Annotated in this window: 13 protein-coding genes; 9 read left to right on the top strand and 4 right to left on the bottom strand. The window is 49.8% G+C overall.

The features are described from left to right. The first annotated feature begins 20 nt into the window (after positions 1-20). Genes PSHG_RS08215 through PSHG_RS08230 form a run of 4 tightly spaced genes read left to right on the top strand, consistent with a single transcriptional unit; the run spans position 21 to position 5058 of the window. On the top strand, positions 21-1706 hold the full coding sequence (locus PSHG_RS08215; RefSeq protein WP_010271737.1) for an ABC transporter substrate-binding protein: 1686 nt from the start codon (positions 21-23) through the stop codon (positions 1704-1706). Continuing rightward, positions 1690-2685, top strand: a complete 996-nt coding sequence (locus PSHG_RS08220; protein WP_010271739.1) for an ABC transporter permease — start codon at positions 1690-1692, stop codon at positions 2683-2685. The genes PSHG_RS08215 and PSHG_RS08220 overlap by 17 nt, the downstream gene beginning before the upstream one ends. Continuing rightward, positions 2685-4325: an ATP-binding cassette domain-containing protein gene (locus tag PSHG_RS08225; RefSeq protein WP_010271743.1), complete on the top strand. Its 1641-nt coding sequence runs from the start codon at positions 2685-2687 to the stop codon at positions 4323-4325. Before PSHG_RS08220 ends, PSHG_RS08225 begins: the two co-directional genes overlap by 1 nt. Then, positions 4303-5058, top strand: coding sequence for an ABC transporter ATP-binding protein (locus PSHG_RS08230; RefSeq protein ID WP_010271746.1), 756 nt, complete (start codon positions 4303-4305; stop codon positions 5056-5058). The genes PSHG_RS08225 and PSHG_RS08230 overlap by 23 nt, the downstream gene beginning before the upstream one ends. 283 nt (positions 5059-5341) lie before the next feature. Here PSHG_RS08230 and PSHG_RS26935 read toward each other — a convergent pair whose 3' ends face one another. The 3 genes from PSHG_RS26935 to ahpC form a co-directional block, all read right to left on the bottom strand. After that, entirely contained in the window at positions 5342-6286 is a 945-nt protein-coding gene (locus PSHG_RS26935) for a LysR family transcriptional regulator (protein ID WP_010271747.1), read from the bottom strand. A gap of 676 nt (positions 6287-6962) precedes the next feature. Beyond that, positions 6963-8492, bottom strand: coding sequence for an alkyl hydroperoxide reductase subunit F (ahpF, locus tag PSHG_RS08240; protein WP_010271748.1), 1530 nt, complete (start codon positions 8490-8492; stop codon positions 6963-6965). A gap of 11 nt (positions 8493-8503) precedes the next feature. Then, positions 8504-9067, bottom strand: a complete 564-nt coding sequence (ahpC, locus tag PSHG_RS08245; RefSeq protein WP_010271750.1) for an alkyl hydroperoxide reductase subunit C — start codon at positions 9065-9067, stop codon at positions 8504-8506. 491 nt (positions 9068-9558) lie between these two features. Between ahpC and PSHG_RS08250 the strand changes: the two genes are divergently transcribed. The 3 genes from PSHG_RS08250 (at position 9559) to PSHG_RS08260 (ending at position 11846) form a co-directional block, all read left to right on the top strand. Further along, on the top strand, positions 9559-10266 hold the full coding sequence (locus PSHG_RS08250) for a DNA alkylation repair protein (protein WP_010271752.1): 708 nt from the start codon (positions 9559-9561) through the stop codon (positions 10264-10266). 360 nt (positions 10267-10626) lie between these two features. Next, on the top strand, positions 10627-11022 hold the full coding sequence (locus PSHG_RS08255) for a MerR family transcriptional regulator (RefSeq protein WP_010271753.1): 396 nt from the start codon (positions 10627-10629) through the stop codon (positions 11020-11022). Then, a complete protein-coding gene (locus PSHG_RS08260) occupies positions 11019-11846 on the top strand; it encodes an NAD(P)H-binding protein (protein WP_010271754.1) in 828 nt (275 codons plus the stop codon). Before PSHG_RS08255 ends, PSHG_RS08260 begins: the two co-directional genes overlap by 4 nt. Positions 11847-12079: 233 nt before the next feature. Here the strand turns inward: PSHG_RS08260 and PSHG_RS26940 are convergent, their stop codons facing one another. Continuing rightward, a complete protein-coding gene (locus tag PSHG_RS26940) occupies positions 12080-13189 on the bottom strand; it encodes an alpha/beta fold hydrolase (protein WP_010271756.1) in 1110 nt (369 codons plus the stop codon). 102 nt (positions 13190-13291) lie between these two features. Here PSHG_RS26940 and PSHG_RS08270 point away from each other — a divergent pair, with 102 nt between their 5' ends. Then, a complete protein-coding gene (locus tag PSHG_RS08270; protein WP_010271758.1) occupies positions 13292-13843 on the top strand; it encodes a helix-turn-helix domain-containing protein in 552 nt (183 codons plus the stop codon). 2 nt (positions 13844-13845) lie between these two features. Further along, positions 13846-14205 (top strand): PH domain-containing protein, encoded by a 360-nt coding sequence (locus PSHG_RS08275; RefSeq protein ID WP_010271761.1) that lies wholly within the window; start codon positions 13846-13848, stop codon positions 14203-14205. Positions 14206-15027 lie beyond the last annotated feature (822 nt).

A 15027-nucleotide genomic window follows, 5' to 3' on the forward strand; every position in this document is an offset into this window, starting at 1 on the left:
TTCGAAGGAGTGATCGCATCATGTTTTCACATAGTAGAGCTCAATTTCATCCCTGGCTGTTGTTCGGTCTCTTGTTAATCGCTGTGCTTATGTTTGCTGCTTGCAGCAGCGACAATACGGAAAACCCGTCCACTGCGAATTCGGCACCGAACAATCCGTCTGTCTCATTGGAGGATAACAAGGCAGCAGCGCCTGACGATGCGGAACCTGCTGGCGAAGATATCCCGCTGCTTCGCTTAGTCTGGCAAAACAGCGGCTATCCCTCTCCCTTCACGTTCGGTACATCCGGCCCGGGCGGCTTCTTGAGGAATTCGTTTCTATTCGACACTTTGACGTGGAAGGATGATACCGGCCTGATCCCCTGGCTGGCCGAATCCTGGAACGTATCCCAGGACGGCCTGACTTACACTTTCAGCTTGGAGAACAACGTCACCTGGCATGATGGCGAGCCCTTCACCGCAGATGATGTTGTCTTTACATTCGAATACTTCAAAGAGCACCCGTTCATGTGGACGGGCGATGTTTCCCGGATTCAATCCGTAACGAAAAAGGACGATCATACCGCAGTGTTTGTGCTGCACAACAAATACGCTCCGTTTCTGACCGATCTCGTCGGAATTGTCCCGATTATTCCGAAGCATATTTGGGAATCTGTCGACAATCCGATGGAATTCCGCGATCCTGCAGCGTTGATCGGTACCGGTCCGTTCACGCTTCAACAATACGACGAAAAATCCGGTCAGTACTTGTACCAGGCTAATCCGAACTTTTTTAAAGGCTCTGTTCGGGTGAAAGAATTGGCCTATATCAATACCGCGGACAAAGCGCTTGCTCTGCAAAAAGGCGAGGTAGACGGCGCCATGACCTTCAATTACCCGGAAGCCCGGCAGATGGAAGAAGAAGGATTCGGTCTTATCCAAAGCTCGCCAACAGGCAGCGCCGTGCGAATTACGTTCAATCTGCAGCATCCGCAGTTGAAAGATGCCAAGCTGCGCCAGGCAATCGCCTATGCGCTGGATCGCAAATCGATGGCGGAGAAAATTACCGGCGGCGAACCCATTGTCGGCAGCGGCGGCGTCATTCCGCCGGATTCCCCGTGGTACAACAGCAATGTCAAGACCTATGCCTATAATCCGGCTGAAGCGGAACGGATTCTCGACGAGCTTGGCTACAAAAAGAATGACCAGGGCGTTCGTGAGGATCTGAAGCTGAGCGTCATCGTATCTTCGACTTCACTAGAAGCGCAAATGATGGTGGAGATGCTGAAGAAGGTGGGGATTGAGCTGGAGCTGAAACAGGCCGACTCCGCTACCTTTGCTACAGCTATGGGAGAAAATCAATACGATATGGCTGTCACCGGACATATCGGCCTAAGCGGCGACCCTGACTTCTTGCGCTTGTGGTTTCTCGGTCAAGCGAGCAACGCTTTGGCGGCGCGCGGCAAATCATTCGATCACGAGCAGTTTCAGCAGTTGGCTGAACAGCAAATGACGGAGCTCGATGAGAACAAACGCAAAGCCTTGATCGATGAAATGCAGAACATTCTTGCCGAAGAGCTTCCGACACTCGTTTTATACCACCGGCCGTTCTATTACATGTATCAGGCCCAGGTGTTCGACGGATACTTCAACACCTACGGCGGAATAGCCGATGGGATTCCTCTCTGGGATAACAAAGCGGCTTTTATCAATGCGAATAATAAGTAAACAGCTGGCCGCTTACTTCGCTGTGCTTCTCTTCGTCCTGCTGCTCAACTTCTGGCTTCCCCGCCTCCTTCCGGGGGGGCCTGTGGAGTTCATAGCTGGCGGGGAAGACAGTGCTATCTTTATGTCGGAAGCCCATAAGGAAGCTCTGCTGGCCTATTATCGGCTCGATGATTCGATCTGGCAGCAATTCATGACCTATGTAAAAGGCTTGTTTGCGCTCGATTTTGGCATGTCCTTCAGCTTCAAAGCGCCGGTCACTGAAGTGATCGCCGCCCGCCTGCCATGGACGTTGCTGATCGTCGGACTATCGACCTTATTGTCGATTGTTATTGGATTGACTATCGGCCTGGTATCGGCCTGGAAGCATCCGGGCCGCGTTGACCGCGGCTCGTTTGTCGGAATGCTGACGATTAGCGCTGTTCCGGAATTTTTGTTAGGAATGCTGATGCTGCTGTTGTTTTCGGTGGAATGGAATTGGTTTCCGCTGGGAGGAGCGGAAACGCCGTTTCTTCGTCCGGAGCATCTGTGGGACCGCATAGCCGACATAGCCAGACACGCTTTCTTGCCGGTTATGACCTTGACCATTGCCAATCTGGCCAGTCTGTACCTGCTCATGCGCAACGAAGCGAGCCGGGTGCGCGGCGAGCCGTATATTGAATTCGCCCTGGCCAAAGGCATTTCGGAAAGTCGTGTCTTGTTTCATCATGCCGCTCGCAACGCTGCCCTGCCATTGTTTACGATTATCGTAATGCGAATTGGCGGCTTGGTGGCAGGCTCTGTTCTGGCCGAAACGGTATTTGCCTATCCGGGGATCGGAAGATTGCTGCAAGAAGCTATACATGCGCGGGATTATCCGCTGCTGCACGGCCTGTTTCTGCTGATGACAATCGCTGTTCTTTGCCTTAACGCTCTTGCTGACGGGCTATACCCTTACCTGGATCCTCGTATTCGTCAAGGTCGGAAGAGAGGTGCTGCCTGATGCGATATGTCTGCAAGCTGGGGCAAAACAAAGCTCAGCTTACCGGTCTGATTATATTACTGTTATTTGTTTGTGCAGCTTTATTCGGCCCAACGCTGACCAAGTTCGAGCCGTTTGCTGTAGACGGCGAGCGCTTTGCGCCGCCATCGTCTGTCCATTGGCTGGGCACGAACGCGCTCGGCCAGGATATATTCAGCATCATGGTTCATGGCGCGCGAACCACGCTCTGGATCGGACTATCCGTTGCGACACTAAGCACGGCATTAAGCGCCCTACTGGGTCTGGCGGCCGGTTATTCCAAAAGGCTTGATCCTTTGCTGAACGGTTTGGCCAATATGCTGCTTGTGCTGCCGTCTTTACTGCTGATCCTGATCGTCGCTTCCTTCTCGGGAGGCGGAATCTGGCAGCTGATTCTCACACTCGGACTGCTTACCTGGCCAGGATACATGCGCCTGATCCGGGCGTCGGTCCTCTCCCTTCGGGAACGGGAATTTGTCAAAGCGGCCGAACTGTATGGAGGGCATACCCCCTATATCCTGCGCAAGCATCTGCTGCCCTTTCTTTGGCCACTGCTGCGTACCAAATTCATTATGTCTTTCCAAATGGCCGTCGGCATGGAAGCCGGTCTTGCCTTCCTGGGCATCGGCGACCCCCGAGTGCCAAGCTGGGGCAAACTGCTGGAGCAAGCATTCGCCCGCAGTGAAACGTGGATGAGTCATATATGGCAGTGGACGCTTCTGCCGCCTGTCCTGGCCATTCTGCTCGTTACCGTTGCGCTGGCTTTATTAAGCGATCAGACGGGAAGTGTGAGCGGCTCCTCCCGTTTATTGAGTCCGTTACGGCTCTTTTCGAGAAAACCGCGCTTCTTAACTAAAAAATCCTCGCCAGTGGAGACTGCGGACCGGCACAATCAGAAGCCCGGGGAAATCAGCATAGAGTCATTAACGGTACGTTACCGGGAACTCCCCGTTCTCGAGCAGCTGTCGCTGACTGTTACACCCGGCTCCATTATTGCCATCGTCGGAGAGTCCGGTTCAGGCAAGACGACACTGGCTCGCGCCCTGTACGGGCTGCTTCCCGAGCATGCCGTTGAGGGCACTATCAGACTGGCGGGCAGAAATGTGTATCCGGCTCGCCATCCCAACCGGTTGCGGCGCTGGCAGGATGCCGCCTTTATCTTTCAGGATCCGCGAAGCAGCTTTAATCCGCTGCTTACGATCGGCCAGCAATTCATCGAAACGATGGATCCATCTGCGGATCACGACAAATGGGAACAGGCGGCAGCCGCCCTGGCAGAAGTTCGTCTGAATCGGGAAGTTCTCCACTGCTTCCCCCATCAGCTGAGCGGAGGCATGCTGAGCCGAGCCCTGATTGCGCTCGCCTTGATCAACAAACCGACTGTGCTGATCGCTGATGAACCGACCGGTGCGCTCGATCCTATCGTCAAGCGGGAAATCCTCGAGCTTCTGGTAAGCAAAGTTCGCATGCAGCGAATGACACTGCTGCTAATTACTCATGATCTGCCTGCCGCCCGTCACTATGCCGATCGGGTGGTCACCATTGACAAGGGGCGCTTAGATGAAGCTTCAGCCCCGGACGAACAGGAGGTAATTCCTGATGCACCCCAGCCCATTGCTTGAAATTCGCCAGGTCGCAAAAACATTTACACGTCGGAACACAGGAAGAGGGAAGCGACATAAAAGCTTGATCCATGCGGTTCGCGATGTATCGTTAGAGCTGTATGAGCAGGAAATCTTTGCTTTGATTGGCGAAAGCGGCTCAGGCAAATCGACGCTGGCTGAATTCATTGTCCGGCTGCAGCGGCCGGATGAAGGCGAAATCATCTACAGTCCGCATATCAGCTGGCAACAAATTCAAATGGTGTTTCAAAACCCGGATCGTTCCATGAATCCTTACTGGACCATTGCCGATATTGTGACGGAGCCCCTTCGTCTATCCGGCGTCCATAGACAGGAAGCGCTTGACCAGGCTGCCGAACTAATGAAGCAGGTTCATCTGCCTGTTGAATTGCTGGAGCGAAAAACAGCAGAGTGCTCGGGCGGTCAGAAGCAGCGAATAGCGATCGCTCGAGCGTTGACGATGAACCCCCGGCTGCTGATCGCCGATGAGATTACCTCGGCTCTGGACCCTTCCACGGAGCAGGAACTGCTGCGATTGCTGCAATCATTAAAGCAAGAACGACAGATGGCGCTCCTGTACATCACTCATCGTTTGGAAACCATTAACGGGTTTGCCGACCGGATTGCGGTCATGAAGGACGGCGTCATTGTGGAGAACGGGACGGCATCATCCGTTTTGCAGTCCCCTGAATCGGAATATACGCGCCAGCTGCTGGCGGCCTGTTCCTACTAGCAAGCCCGGCCCTGCTCAATAAGGATACGCTAGTAGGTCCGATATGTCCGCAAGCTGCAAAGCAAAAGCGGATGATTTTTTCAGGAAAACTGTATTGGGAAACAGCAGAAAAAAGCCCGCCATCCCTTTCGCCCAGGCTGTTTGAGCCAGTTAAAGCGAAGGGGATAGCGAGCCATGGAAGTCATGAAAGTCATGGAAGTCATGGAAGTCATGGAAGCCGTTTCTTGTAATACCGTCCGACACTATTTCTGATATTCTCCATTCATTCCCAATACATCTACTGCTACATATTCATCATCGGATGCCCGATCAATTCCATCCTCGTCCACCCGTTCTGGCGAAAGTATCGTTCCACTGCCTGGCTGAATGCCTGCTCTGCATCGCCAGGTTGATAACCTTTGCGAATCATAAAGCCATTTTGACGCAAAATTTTTAATCCGGATACACGAACGGCGGCAAGCTCGCCTTGCTGCAGCTCCGTTTGGATTACAGCCTTAGGCAGGAAAGACACTCCGAGGCCTGCCACAATCGACTGTTTGATCGTGCTGAAATTCGACATTTGCAAATATTGCACCTTGATCGATTTCCTTTCCAATTGCTCCGTAATGTATTGACAAATATATTTGCTCTGGGGAAGCAGCACCTGTGCAGCCTGCAAATCCCGGCTGTACAGCATCTTTCTCCGCAGCCATGGATGATTGCCCGGGACAACCAGCACCAGTTCTTCTTCAAACAATACATGCGCCGTACATTCCTGGGCCAACTGCTCGTCTTCCGGATAGACAGGCAAAAAAGCCATATTGGCTCGTCCATCCAACAGAGCCTGCTGCAGCTCCGAATAACAAGCGGTATGAATCTCGATCAATTGTTTAGGGAAATGCTGTCTATAGTAGGGAAGGATACCGGAAAAGTAGCATCCTGAAATGTAGTTGCTCACATAAATTTGCAAAATCTTCTCTTGCTTCAGTTGCAGCTGCCTAACCTGAAGCTCCGCCTTCTCCATCAAGTCGCGAATCTTGCGGGCATAGTTCAGTACGACTTCGCCTTGTTCCGTCACTCGAATAGGCTTCGCCGACCGATGCAGCAGCTGACACTGAAAATGTTCTTCCAGCTGCTGGATATGGTGGCTGATCGTTGGCTGCGAACAGTATAACCGCCGTGCAGCCTCCGTATAGGAACCTCTCTCGACAACGGTTAAAAATGTATCCATCAGTTCAAGCCCTCTCATTCGCCACCATCCTTCTAGCCTTTCCCTGTTTTAATTCAGATTTTAATGAAAATAATAATCATTGTCAATTAATACTCCACATACAGGCCATCTATTGCCATCCACCGTATTGTTGGCCACGATGGTCACATGAGCATCGTAGCATTGTAAAGCAGGAGTCCTTGTGAATCGAAGTTCCCGCTCTGTTAGGCGTATGTATTGTCGGGCACAGACACCTGGCGCGCTGTCATCACCATCGCGCCAGTCACATTCAAATTCCCCTCGTTGCGCTCAACCGTTCGGTTCATATACATGCTATACATGCAGTGAACACCGTACCGGGAACTTTCGAGCCACATTGCCGGCCAGGTTCAACTCAGTTCCCTGCATGTGATCACGATCTCCTCCTTCCTATTCATGCGCCTTGAGATGAAACTGAACGGCAGAGTTCCGCCAAATTTTCCTTGTTATTCATATACAGCCTTTAGACTAGCGTTCGCCATCTGTTATTTTTGCTTCAACAGTAACATCATAATGGAAAATAAGTAGAATGAACATTGCGGGAGACAATCCGCGCGTCGAATTCCCCTAATTTCGTAGAGAGATAAACCTGAGCGCTTGAAAAAAATAAGCCACCTGGCTGCCTTGAAGGCAGCCAAGCGGCTTACTAGCAATGATTATAATAAATGCCGGTTGATTAATTACGAATCAAATAATCAAATGCTCCCAATGAGGCAGTCGCGCCTGACCCCATCGAAATAATAATCTGCTTGTACGGACTGTTCGTGCAGTCGCCGGCTGCGAATACTCCCGGAACGTTCGTAGCGCCGCGATTGTCAATCACAATCTCGCCCATTCTCGTACGTTCGACCGTATCGCCAAGCCATTCAGTATTCGGCACGAGACCGATCTGTACAAAGACGCCTTCCAGTTCGACATGGTGCTCGCTGCCGCTTTCCCTGTCGATGTAGGTAATACCGTTCACTTTATCCGTGCCGGTAATTTCCTTCGTTTGGGCGTTTTTGATAACCGTTGTGTTAGGCAGACTGTAGAGGCGATCTTGCAGCACTGCATCGGCCTTCAGTTCCGATGCAAATTCAATGACGGTGACATGGCTGGCAATGCCCGCCAAATCAATTGCCGCCTCGATGCCGGAATTGCCGCCGCCGATGACCGCCACCCGTTTGCCGGCATACAGCGGTCCGTCGCAGTGAGGGCAGTAGGCCACGCCCTTGTTCTTGAACTCGGCTTCGCCCGGTACACCCACATTGCGCCAGCGCGCGCCTGTAGAGATGATAACCGTCTTGCTTCTCAGCACTGCATCGTTCTCAAGCTCAACCTCGATCCAATCCTTCTTCGCCAGCGATTTGGCCCGCTGCAGCTTCATGATGTCCACGTTGTATTCCTTAACGTGCTCCTCCAAACTGGCGGCAAGCTTCGGACCTTCCGTATATTTCACACTGATGAAATTCTCGATGCCAACCGTGTCCATCACCTGGCCACCGAAGCGCTCAGCGACAATACCTGTGCGAAGGCCTTTGCGCGCTGCATATATGGCCGCGCTGGCGCCAGCAGGACCGCCGCCGACAACGAGGACATCGAATGGCTCCTTGTCGGACAGCTCCGATGCGCTTGGACCGCCGCCGAGCTTCGCAACAATTTCCTCAATCGACATGCGTCCGCCGCCGAAAAATTCACCGTTCAGAAAGACGGAAGGAACCGCCATGACGTCCCTGCTTTCCGCTTCTTGCTTGAACGCAGCCCCATCGATCATCGTATGCGAAATGCCCGGATTGAGAACGCTCATCACGTTCAGCGCCTGCACAACGTCTGGGCAGTTATGGCAGCTCAGGCTGACGAATGTTTCGAACCGGTACTCTCCGTGAATCGCTTTAATATCGTCGATCACTTGCTGGTCAACCTTAGGTGCTCTGCCGCTCACCTGGAGGAGAGCTAGGACAAGCGAAGTGAATTCATGTCCGAGCGGGACACCCGCAAACACAATGCCCGTATCTTCTCCCGGGCGGTTGACGCTAAAGCTTGGAGTTCTCTCCAACTCCGCTTTCTCCACCGAGATTCTGGAGGACATGCCAACGAGTTCATCAAGCAGCGCCAGCATATCCTGGGATACGGAATCCGAGCCTGCGCTGACCTTGATCAGCACATCGCCCTCCAGAAGCTGTAAATATTGTTTGAGCTGCTCTTTAATTTCTTTATCTAACGCCATAGCAATTCTCCTTAAATTTTGCCGACAAGATCAAGGCTCGGCTTCAATGTCTCGCCGCCCTCCTGCCATTTCGCAGGGCAAACTTCGCCCGGATTGTTGCGTACATATTGGGCTGCCTTGATTTTGTTGATGAGCGTGCTGGCATCGCGGCCGATTCCGCCAGCATTGATCTCTACGGCTTGGATAACACCATCAGGATCGATAATGAACGTTCCGCGGTCAGCCAGTCCTTCTTCTTCGATCAGCACATCGAAGTTGCGGGAAATGGTATGTGAAGGATCGCCAATCATGGTGTAAGTGATCTTGCCGATTGTCTCGGAGCTGTCATGCCATGCTTTATGTGTGAAATGAGTATCCGTCGATACGGAGTATACTTCCACGCCAAGCGCCTTCAGAGCTTCATATTGATCTTGCAGATCACCCAGTTCCGTTGGGCAGACGAACGTAAAGTCCGCCGGATAGAAGCAGACAACACTCCATTTTCCTTTGAAGTCGGCTTCTGTTACATCAATAAAGTCACCATTACGATACGCTTTGGCCTGAAACGGCAATACTTCTTTTCCTACGAGTGACATATGTGCATTCCTCCTAAATATAGTAAGTCATTTAATTAAAATCATTATAAATTAATATTAATTATAGTGAGAATGATTGTCAAGTGCCTAGCATAAAGAAGTTGTGAATTTATTGTAAGAAAACGATAGACTTCCTCCATCCGATTCAGCACGCGGGTTTTGTACGGCTCCAGAATGCTAGACTTGCCTTCGCGCGCTGATAGCGTCACGGTTCATTTGCTTGCAGCCATCCAGCGAATCGCCTTCCGGTCTCGAGCAAGTTCGTTGGCAATCTAAGGTGCGCTCATGCCTTGTTGTTTCATATGTTTCAGCACGACGAACAGCAGCCTGCCTTTTCCCCAGTATTCCTTGCCTCAATGTCAATAATGCATTCCGCATTAACAAAATGTTAGACTAGAAAGTAAAGACAATCGAAGCGCATTGTCAGACCGACAAATGATGAAAACAAACCCCTCGAATGAATAATTTGTACTCTGGAGCGTGAAAAATAGATGACCTATGAAGAAGTCATGCGGGCATTGGCTGACATGGGCAGTGAGCAGACGAAAAGCACTTATGTTCGCCATGGTGCGAAAGAGCCGTTCTTTGGCGTCAAGATCGGGGACATGAAGAAGCTTGTTAAGCATGTAAAAAAGAATCAAGCTCTCGCTCTGCAGCTGTATGAATCCGGCAACTACGATGCAATGTACCTGGCGGGTCTTAGCATCAATCCGAAGACAATCACCAAAGAACAGTTGCAGCATTGGGTGGCGGGAGCCAATTGGCATGCGCCTGCCGAATATATCGTAGCGAGAGTAGCCGCTGAAAGTCCTTATGCGCATGAACTGGCGGTAGAGTGGCTGGAATCGCCGGAGGAATTGGTCGCAGTAAGCGGATGGAGCACGTATGCCAATTTTGTATCGGTTGCGCCAGACGAAGCGCTCGATATGGAGGAGATACGAGCATATTTAACAAGAGTGCGCGACACCATCCACGGTGAACGCAACTGGGTTCGCTACGTTATGAATACTTTCGTTATTTCGGTCGGCGCATATGTCGAGGCATTAACGGAGGAAGCGAAGGAAGTCGCCGAGACGATCGGCAAAGTGCATGTGGATGTCGGCAATACGGCATGCAATGTGCCGCTTGCAACGGATTATATCGGAAAGATCGAGGCGATGGGCCGAATCGGCCGCAAGAAAAAGACCTGCATTTGTTAACGCATATCCGATCATAAAAGTCGAATCCCAACGGATTGCGTCGCTCCAATGTCGCCGATAAATTCTCGGTGATATGTTATTCACGGCTGCCTCGACTTCATTCAGAGCCTTGGCCTTCACAGCATTCTCTTTGGACGCCATTCGCCCTTGGCCCTCAAAAAATGTAATTCCCATCCTGATGAATATTGGTAGTCAGTTGAATCAGTTGATCGGCAGAGGATTGTGTCTCAGCCCCAATGCCATCTTCTCATAATCAGAAGAAAAGCAAGCTTCATTCTTAATATTGAAAATTATCTTGACTTTGACACTAGTGTCATACTTTATCATGTAATCAATAATTAAAGTAAAGGAGTTGGAGCTTTGAAAATAAGTCAAATAGCTAAAATGACCGGGACCAGCCCTCGATCCTTACGGCATTATGAGAAAAAAGGGCTGATAACTGTTTCTCGCCGCGACAATAATTATCGCGAGTTCGATGATTCTATTATCGAAACAATTAATACGATCCAACTATATCTTAATTTAGGTCTAACCACCGACCAGATTAAAGATATTCTGTATTGTCCTGAGAATCTAATGTACGAAAAGAAAGAGAAAGAGTATTGTGAAGCATTGCTGCAAATATATGAAACCAAGCTGAATGAAGTAGTTCGGCAAAAAAAAGCATTGGATGAGGCACAAGTACGTTTGGAAAAACAAATAAACTTAATGAAAGAAAACCGGAATTATGTACCCATGGAGGAAGATGAACAATGACAATTTTAGTAACAGGAGCAACAGGGAATGTCGGTCGTCATATAGTCAGCCAACTTCTCGAGGCTGGCCAGCATGTGCGCGCACTCACGCGCAACCCGTCAAGCGCAAAGCTGCCCGAAGGGGTGGAGGTAGTGTATGGCGACCTTACTGAGCCAAAGACTCTTGCGCCTGCGCTGAATGGCGTTACCGGTATACACTTGATCACCTTCAATAGTGACGGATACACCCCTCTGCAAACCGGACCTGAGATTGTTGAATTGGCTCAAGAGGCAGGGGTTCGGCGAGTCTCGGTTTTATGGAATGGCGAGAATGGACCCGTGGAGAAAGCCGTAGAAGCTAGCAATCTCGAATGGACCTTTCTCCAGCCTGTTGAGTTTATGTCCAATGCGCTTGGGTGGGCAGAATCTATTCGCATGGAAGGTATTGTGCGGGATCCATATGGTAACACGCCCAGCGCTATGATTCACGTTGCCGACATCGCTGACGTAGCCGCAGCCGCATTAACCGGTGACGGTCACGCCGGAAAAACCTACACACTGACTGGCCCAGAAGTGCTGACAGTGTTCGATAAGGTTCGGATTATCAGTGCAACGATCGGCAGGGATATCCAGTTTATCGAGCTCAGCGAAGATCAGGCACGCGAACGTATGAAGGAGCAGGGAGCTCCAGAGGACGCCATCGATTTCGTCCTAGGATGGTATGCCAACCCTCCAAAATCTGCTTATACAGTGGCTCCGACCGTCGAGCAGGTCACTGGTCGCCCAGCACGAACCTTCGCCCAATGGGTCTCTGAGAACGTAAAATATTTTAAGAACCATAATTGAGGCTGTCCAAAGTAACATAAAGATTGAGCTAAAGGATACGTTAGTTCAAAAAACAGCAGCAGTCTAGGACTTTATCAAGTGTTCCGCTTCGGTTTAATTGAAAAGTTATCGTGTTGGAGAGCTTAGTCCATCAATTCGCATTAAGATTTTGATGCTTGGAATATCGAACAGAGCTTGACCGTACATTTTTACCTCGGGGGCATCCTATCTGCATACCAGAGGTTGCAACCTTGTTATTTTATGGTTGCAACTTCGCTTTTTTCGCTAGCATCGCGATTTTTTTGAAGAAAAGCTTTTGTCAAATTCGAAATTTCCTCGATTATAAGTCCAGGTTCATGGTGATGCACATAATGGCCCGCTCTGTCTAATATGATTTGTTTGTTGTTTGTAGACCATTCCGCCAACTCTTCCTGAGACTCCGACCACCCCTGGATTACTTGCTGATTAATTCCCGATGTGAACCAGATGAGCGGCAGATCCCCAAGGTGACCGGCATCGATCACCTTTTTAGCATTAGACTGCAGATACAGCATTTCGTCAATAACTGTGTCATTCGAAAAATTTTTCAAGAACATCGCAAGCTGCAATTTCTTGAGCGATTCAGGAATATGTTGCCCATATCCTTCTTCCGGCTGTAACAGGGTATCGGCAACGGCTTCAATATGGGACAACATACGCAGCACGCCGATGTTGTTCAATGTTTGCATGATCTTTTGAACTGCTTTCGAAGGTGACTCATAGGTCTCGTAAAATGTTGGATTGCCAGCATCAAGCAGAACAATACCCGCAACTTCATCCGGATGTGACTGGGCAAAGCGAATAGCTTCCAGAGATGCAATGGAGTGTGCGACGAAAAGATAAGGTCCCTTCTCTCCGATCTCGTGCAATAAGGTATGCAATTCTTGCGTAATGGTATCAATATCCCTTGGAACCGATGTTTTGTCACTCCAGCCGTAACCAAATCGATCATAAATTACGACCTTGGCCTGCTCGGAGAGTTTCTCATGCAACGGGTAGAAATCCACATATGGATTTTCCGTGCCATGCCCCGAAGCCAACACAATGGTCACGTCTCCTTCACCTTGTACGTACACATGCATCTGTTTCCCTTCAACCTCAACCATTTTGCCCAATGGAGGATACTGGATGAGTTCCGCCTGCTTGCTCTGCTCTTGGTAGATGGAACCCACAATTCCTAACAATACTAGTACTAACACGATAATCAGCGCTACTTTCGGCCATCGTTTCTTCAACAGCTTTGATTTTTGATCTAATGTCACCCGCAACCCTACTTTCATTTGTTGTTCGTTTGTCCCGTACCAGTTAGCTTCATTTGCAATCATATCCCAATCATGCTATTATCATTATATATAATAATAACAGATGGTCAAGTAGTCCTTATTATTTCTCTTTCGGCAACCCTACACAAATACGAGGTGATACCTGTGAAAAAAACGGATTTACTGCTTCATCCCGTACGGATGCGAATCATCCAGCAGCTGCTTGCGGGAGAACCTCAAACAATTTTGCAATTGGTGGAAGCGCTTGGCGATGTGCCGCAAGCAACCCTATACCGCCATATGAAGCTCATGCTGGAGGCCCAATTAATTGAAGTCGTCCAGGTTAACAAAATACATGGACAAGAAGAGCGCGTCTATGCTGCCGTGCAAGAAAATTTGTCCGTTACGGAGAGTGAAGCCTATTCCGCTTCTCAAGAGGATCATATGCGGTACTTCTCCGTCTTCCATGCCAATCTGCTGCAACAAGCAACCGCTTATCTGAGCAAAACACCGGTTGAGCAATACGCGGCAGACGGATTCGGCTACTGGAATGCACCGCTCCATATGACGGATGAAGAGTTTGCGTCCTTCGTTGCAACCATCAATGAGCTGCTGGACAAAGTTGCCGCGTATAAGCCAGCTCCTGGGCGAAAAACACGACTTTTTGCTTCGATGATGATTCCGCAACCTCAAAAACCAACAAGTAAAGGAGAATAACGATGAATACCCAGTTTCGTTTTGACTCTACTGAGGTCGTCTTGTCGTTTTCCGGGTTAGCAGCCATTACAGGTTTCAAGCGCAAATTAGCCATTCCTTATGCCACGATTATGTCCGTGCAGACAGGGCCATTTCAAGAGCGCGTCTCGGCATTGCCAACTGGAGGGGTATCGCTGCCATTTTATCGGACAGGACGCTTTTTCCATAACGGAAAGCGCACTTTCATGGCCTTCTCGAAACGACATTCAGTCCTCATTCTCGAATTGGCTCCTTCGTCTTTGTACCAGCGTATCGTTGTAGAAACCGAAAAACCTGAACAAATCAAGCAGCAGTTGACGGCTCGTTGTCCGCATTTATCTTAATCTAATATTGCTGCAATCCAAAAGAATTATGGAAATCGTTAATTTGCTACATTGTTGCTCCAATGAAAGGATAAGGCAACACCACTTTAAGGTACGCAATCGAGAAGTTTGATAAAAGCACAAGAGATCACTATCTAAATTTAAAGAACAGTTAGGCTTTGACTCCAGCTCCGCTATGGAACATTCTATTGATAAATGGACAGCCCCAACCCGCTGCCGCTAACCGATTTTTGACATCCCGATCCCGGTATCCCAAATACGAACCTCAACGACATCTTCGCGGTTAATAAATGAACCCCGATTACCCTCCGATGGGTGTGAATCAATCGTATTTCGCCACGCTTCATTGTTCGCGGAATCGCAGCACTGGCCAATGATCCTGACGTTGCGCGCTGGAATGGACAATCCACCTCAAGCGGTGAGCTTGCCAACGAATACGGGATAACCGATCTCGACGGCTCAAGGCCGGATGCCTGGCGTTAAATCGTCGAAGTTCAGGATGCGGGCAAGCCTGCAGATGCTAAGGGGTATCGGTAAATCTCAGCCCTATTAATACATGATCAGGATATCACATGATTTGCAGTAATACTTGCATGGCTCGACGGCTGGAGCCCTGATAATCAAAGGAAGCCTTATTGTTCATTGGGGCTCCGGTATGATGGAGATCATCCCGGTCTTGACACTAACGCAACGTTATAGTTTTTAATAGTAACTGCAAGGGAGGGATGTCAGCTTGAGTAAAAATCATAAAAAACATGCCCCGCCGGCCCAATGCCTGTGAGGGAGCTCATTCTTGTTTTCTGATCAGCACGCCAAAAATTA

Origin of the sequence: Paenibacillus senegalensis JC66, assembly GCF_000285515.1 — a bacterium.
GTDB classification, from domain to species: Bacteria; Bacillota; Bacilli; order Paenibacillales; family NBRC-103111; genus Paenibacillus_L; species Paenibacillus_L senegalensis.

Coding starts and splice junctions, on each gene's coding strand:
- PSHG_RS08225 (WP_010271743.1), top strand. CDS start 2,685: ATGCGATATGTCTGCAAGCTGGGGCAAAACAAAGCTCAGCTTACCGGT.
- PSHG_RS08220 (WP_010271739.1), top strand. CDS start 1,690: ATGCGAATAATAAGTAAACAGCTGGCCGCTTACTTCGCTGTGCTTCTC.
- PSHG_RS08275 (WP_010271761.1), top strand. CDS start 13,846: ATGAATACCCAGTTTCGTTTTGACTCTACTGAGGTCGTCTTGTCGTTT.
- ahpF (WP_010271748.1), bottom strand. CDS start 8,492: ATGGCGTTAGATAAAGAAATTAAAGAGCAGCTCAAACAATATTTACAG.
- PSHG_RS26935 (WP_010271747.1), bottom strand. CDS start 6,286: ATGAGAGGGCTTGAACTGATGGATACATTTTTAACCGTTGTCGAGAGA.
- PSHG_RS08230 (WP_010271746.1), top strand. CDS start 4,303: ATGCACCCCAGCCCATTGCTTGAAATTCGCCAGGTCGCAAAAACATTT.
- PSHG_RS08250 (WP_010271752.1), top strand. CDS start 9,559: ATGACCTATGAAGAAGTCATGCGGGCATTGGCTGACATGGGCAGTGAG.
- PSHG_RS08260 (WP_010271754.1), top strand. CDS start 11,019: ATGACAATTTTAGTAACAGGAGCAACAGGGAATGTCGGTCGTCATATA.
- PSHG_RS26940 (WP_010271756.1), bottom strand. CDS start 13,189: ATGATTGCAAATGAAGCTAACTGGTACGGGACAAACGAACAACAAATG.
- ahpC (WP_010271750.1), bottom strand. CDS start 9,067: ATGTCACTCGTAGGAAAAGAAGTATTGCCGTTTCAGGCCAAAGCGTAT.
- PSHG_RS08215 (WP_010271737.1), top strand. CDS start 21: ATGTTTTCACATAGTAGAGCTCAATTTCATCCCTGGCTGTTGTTCGGT.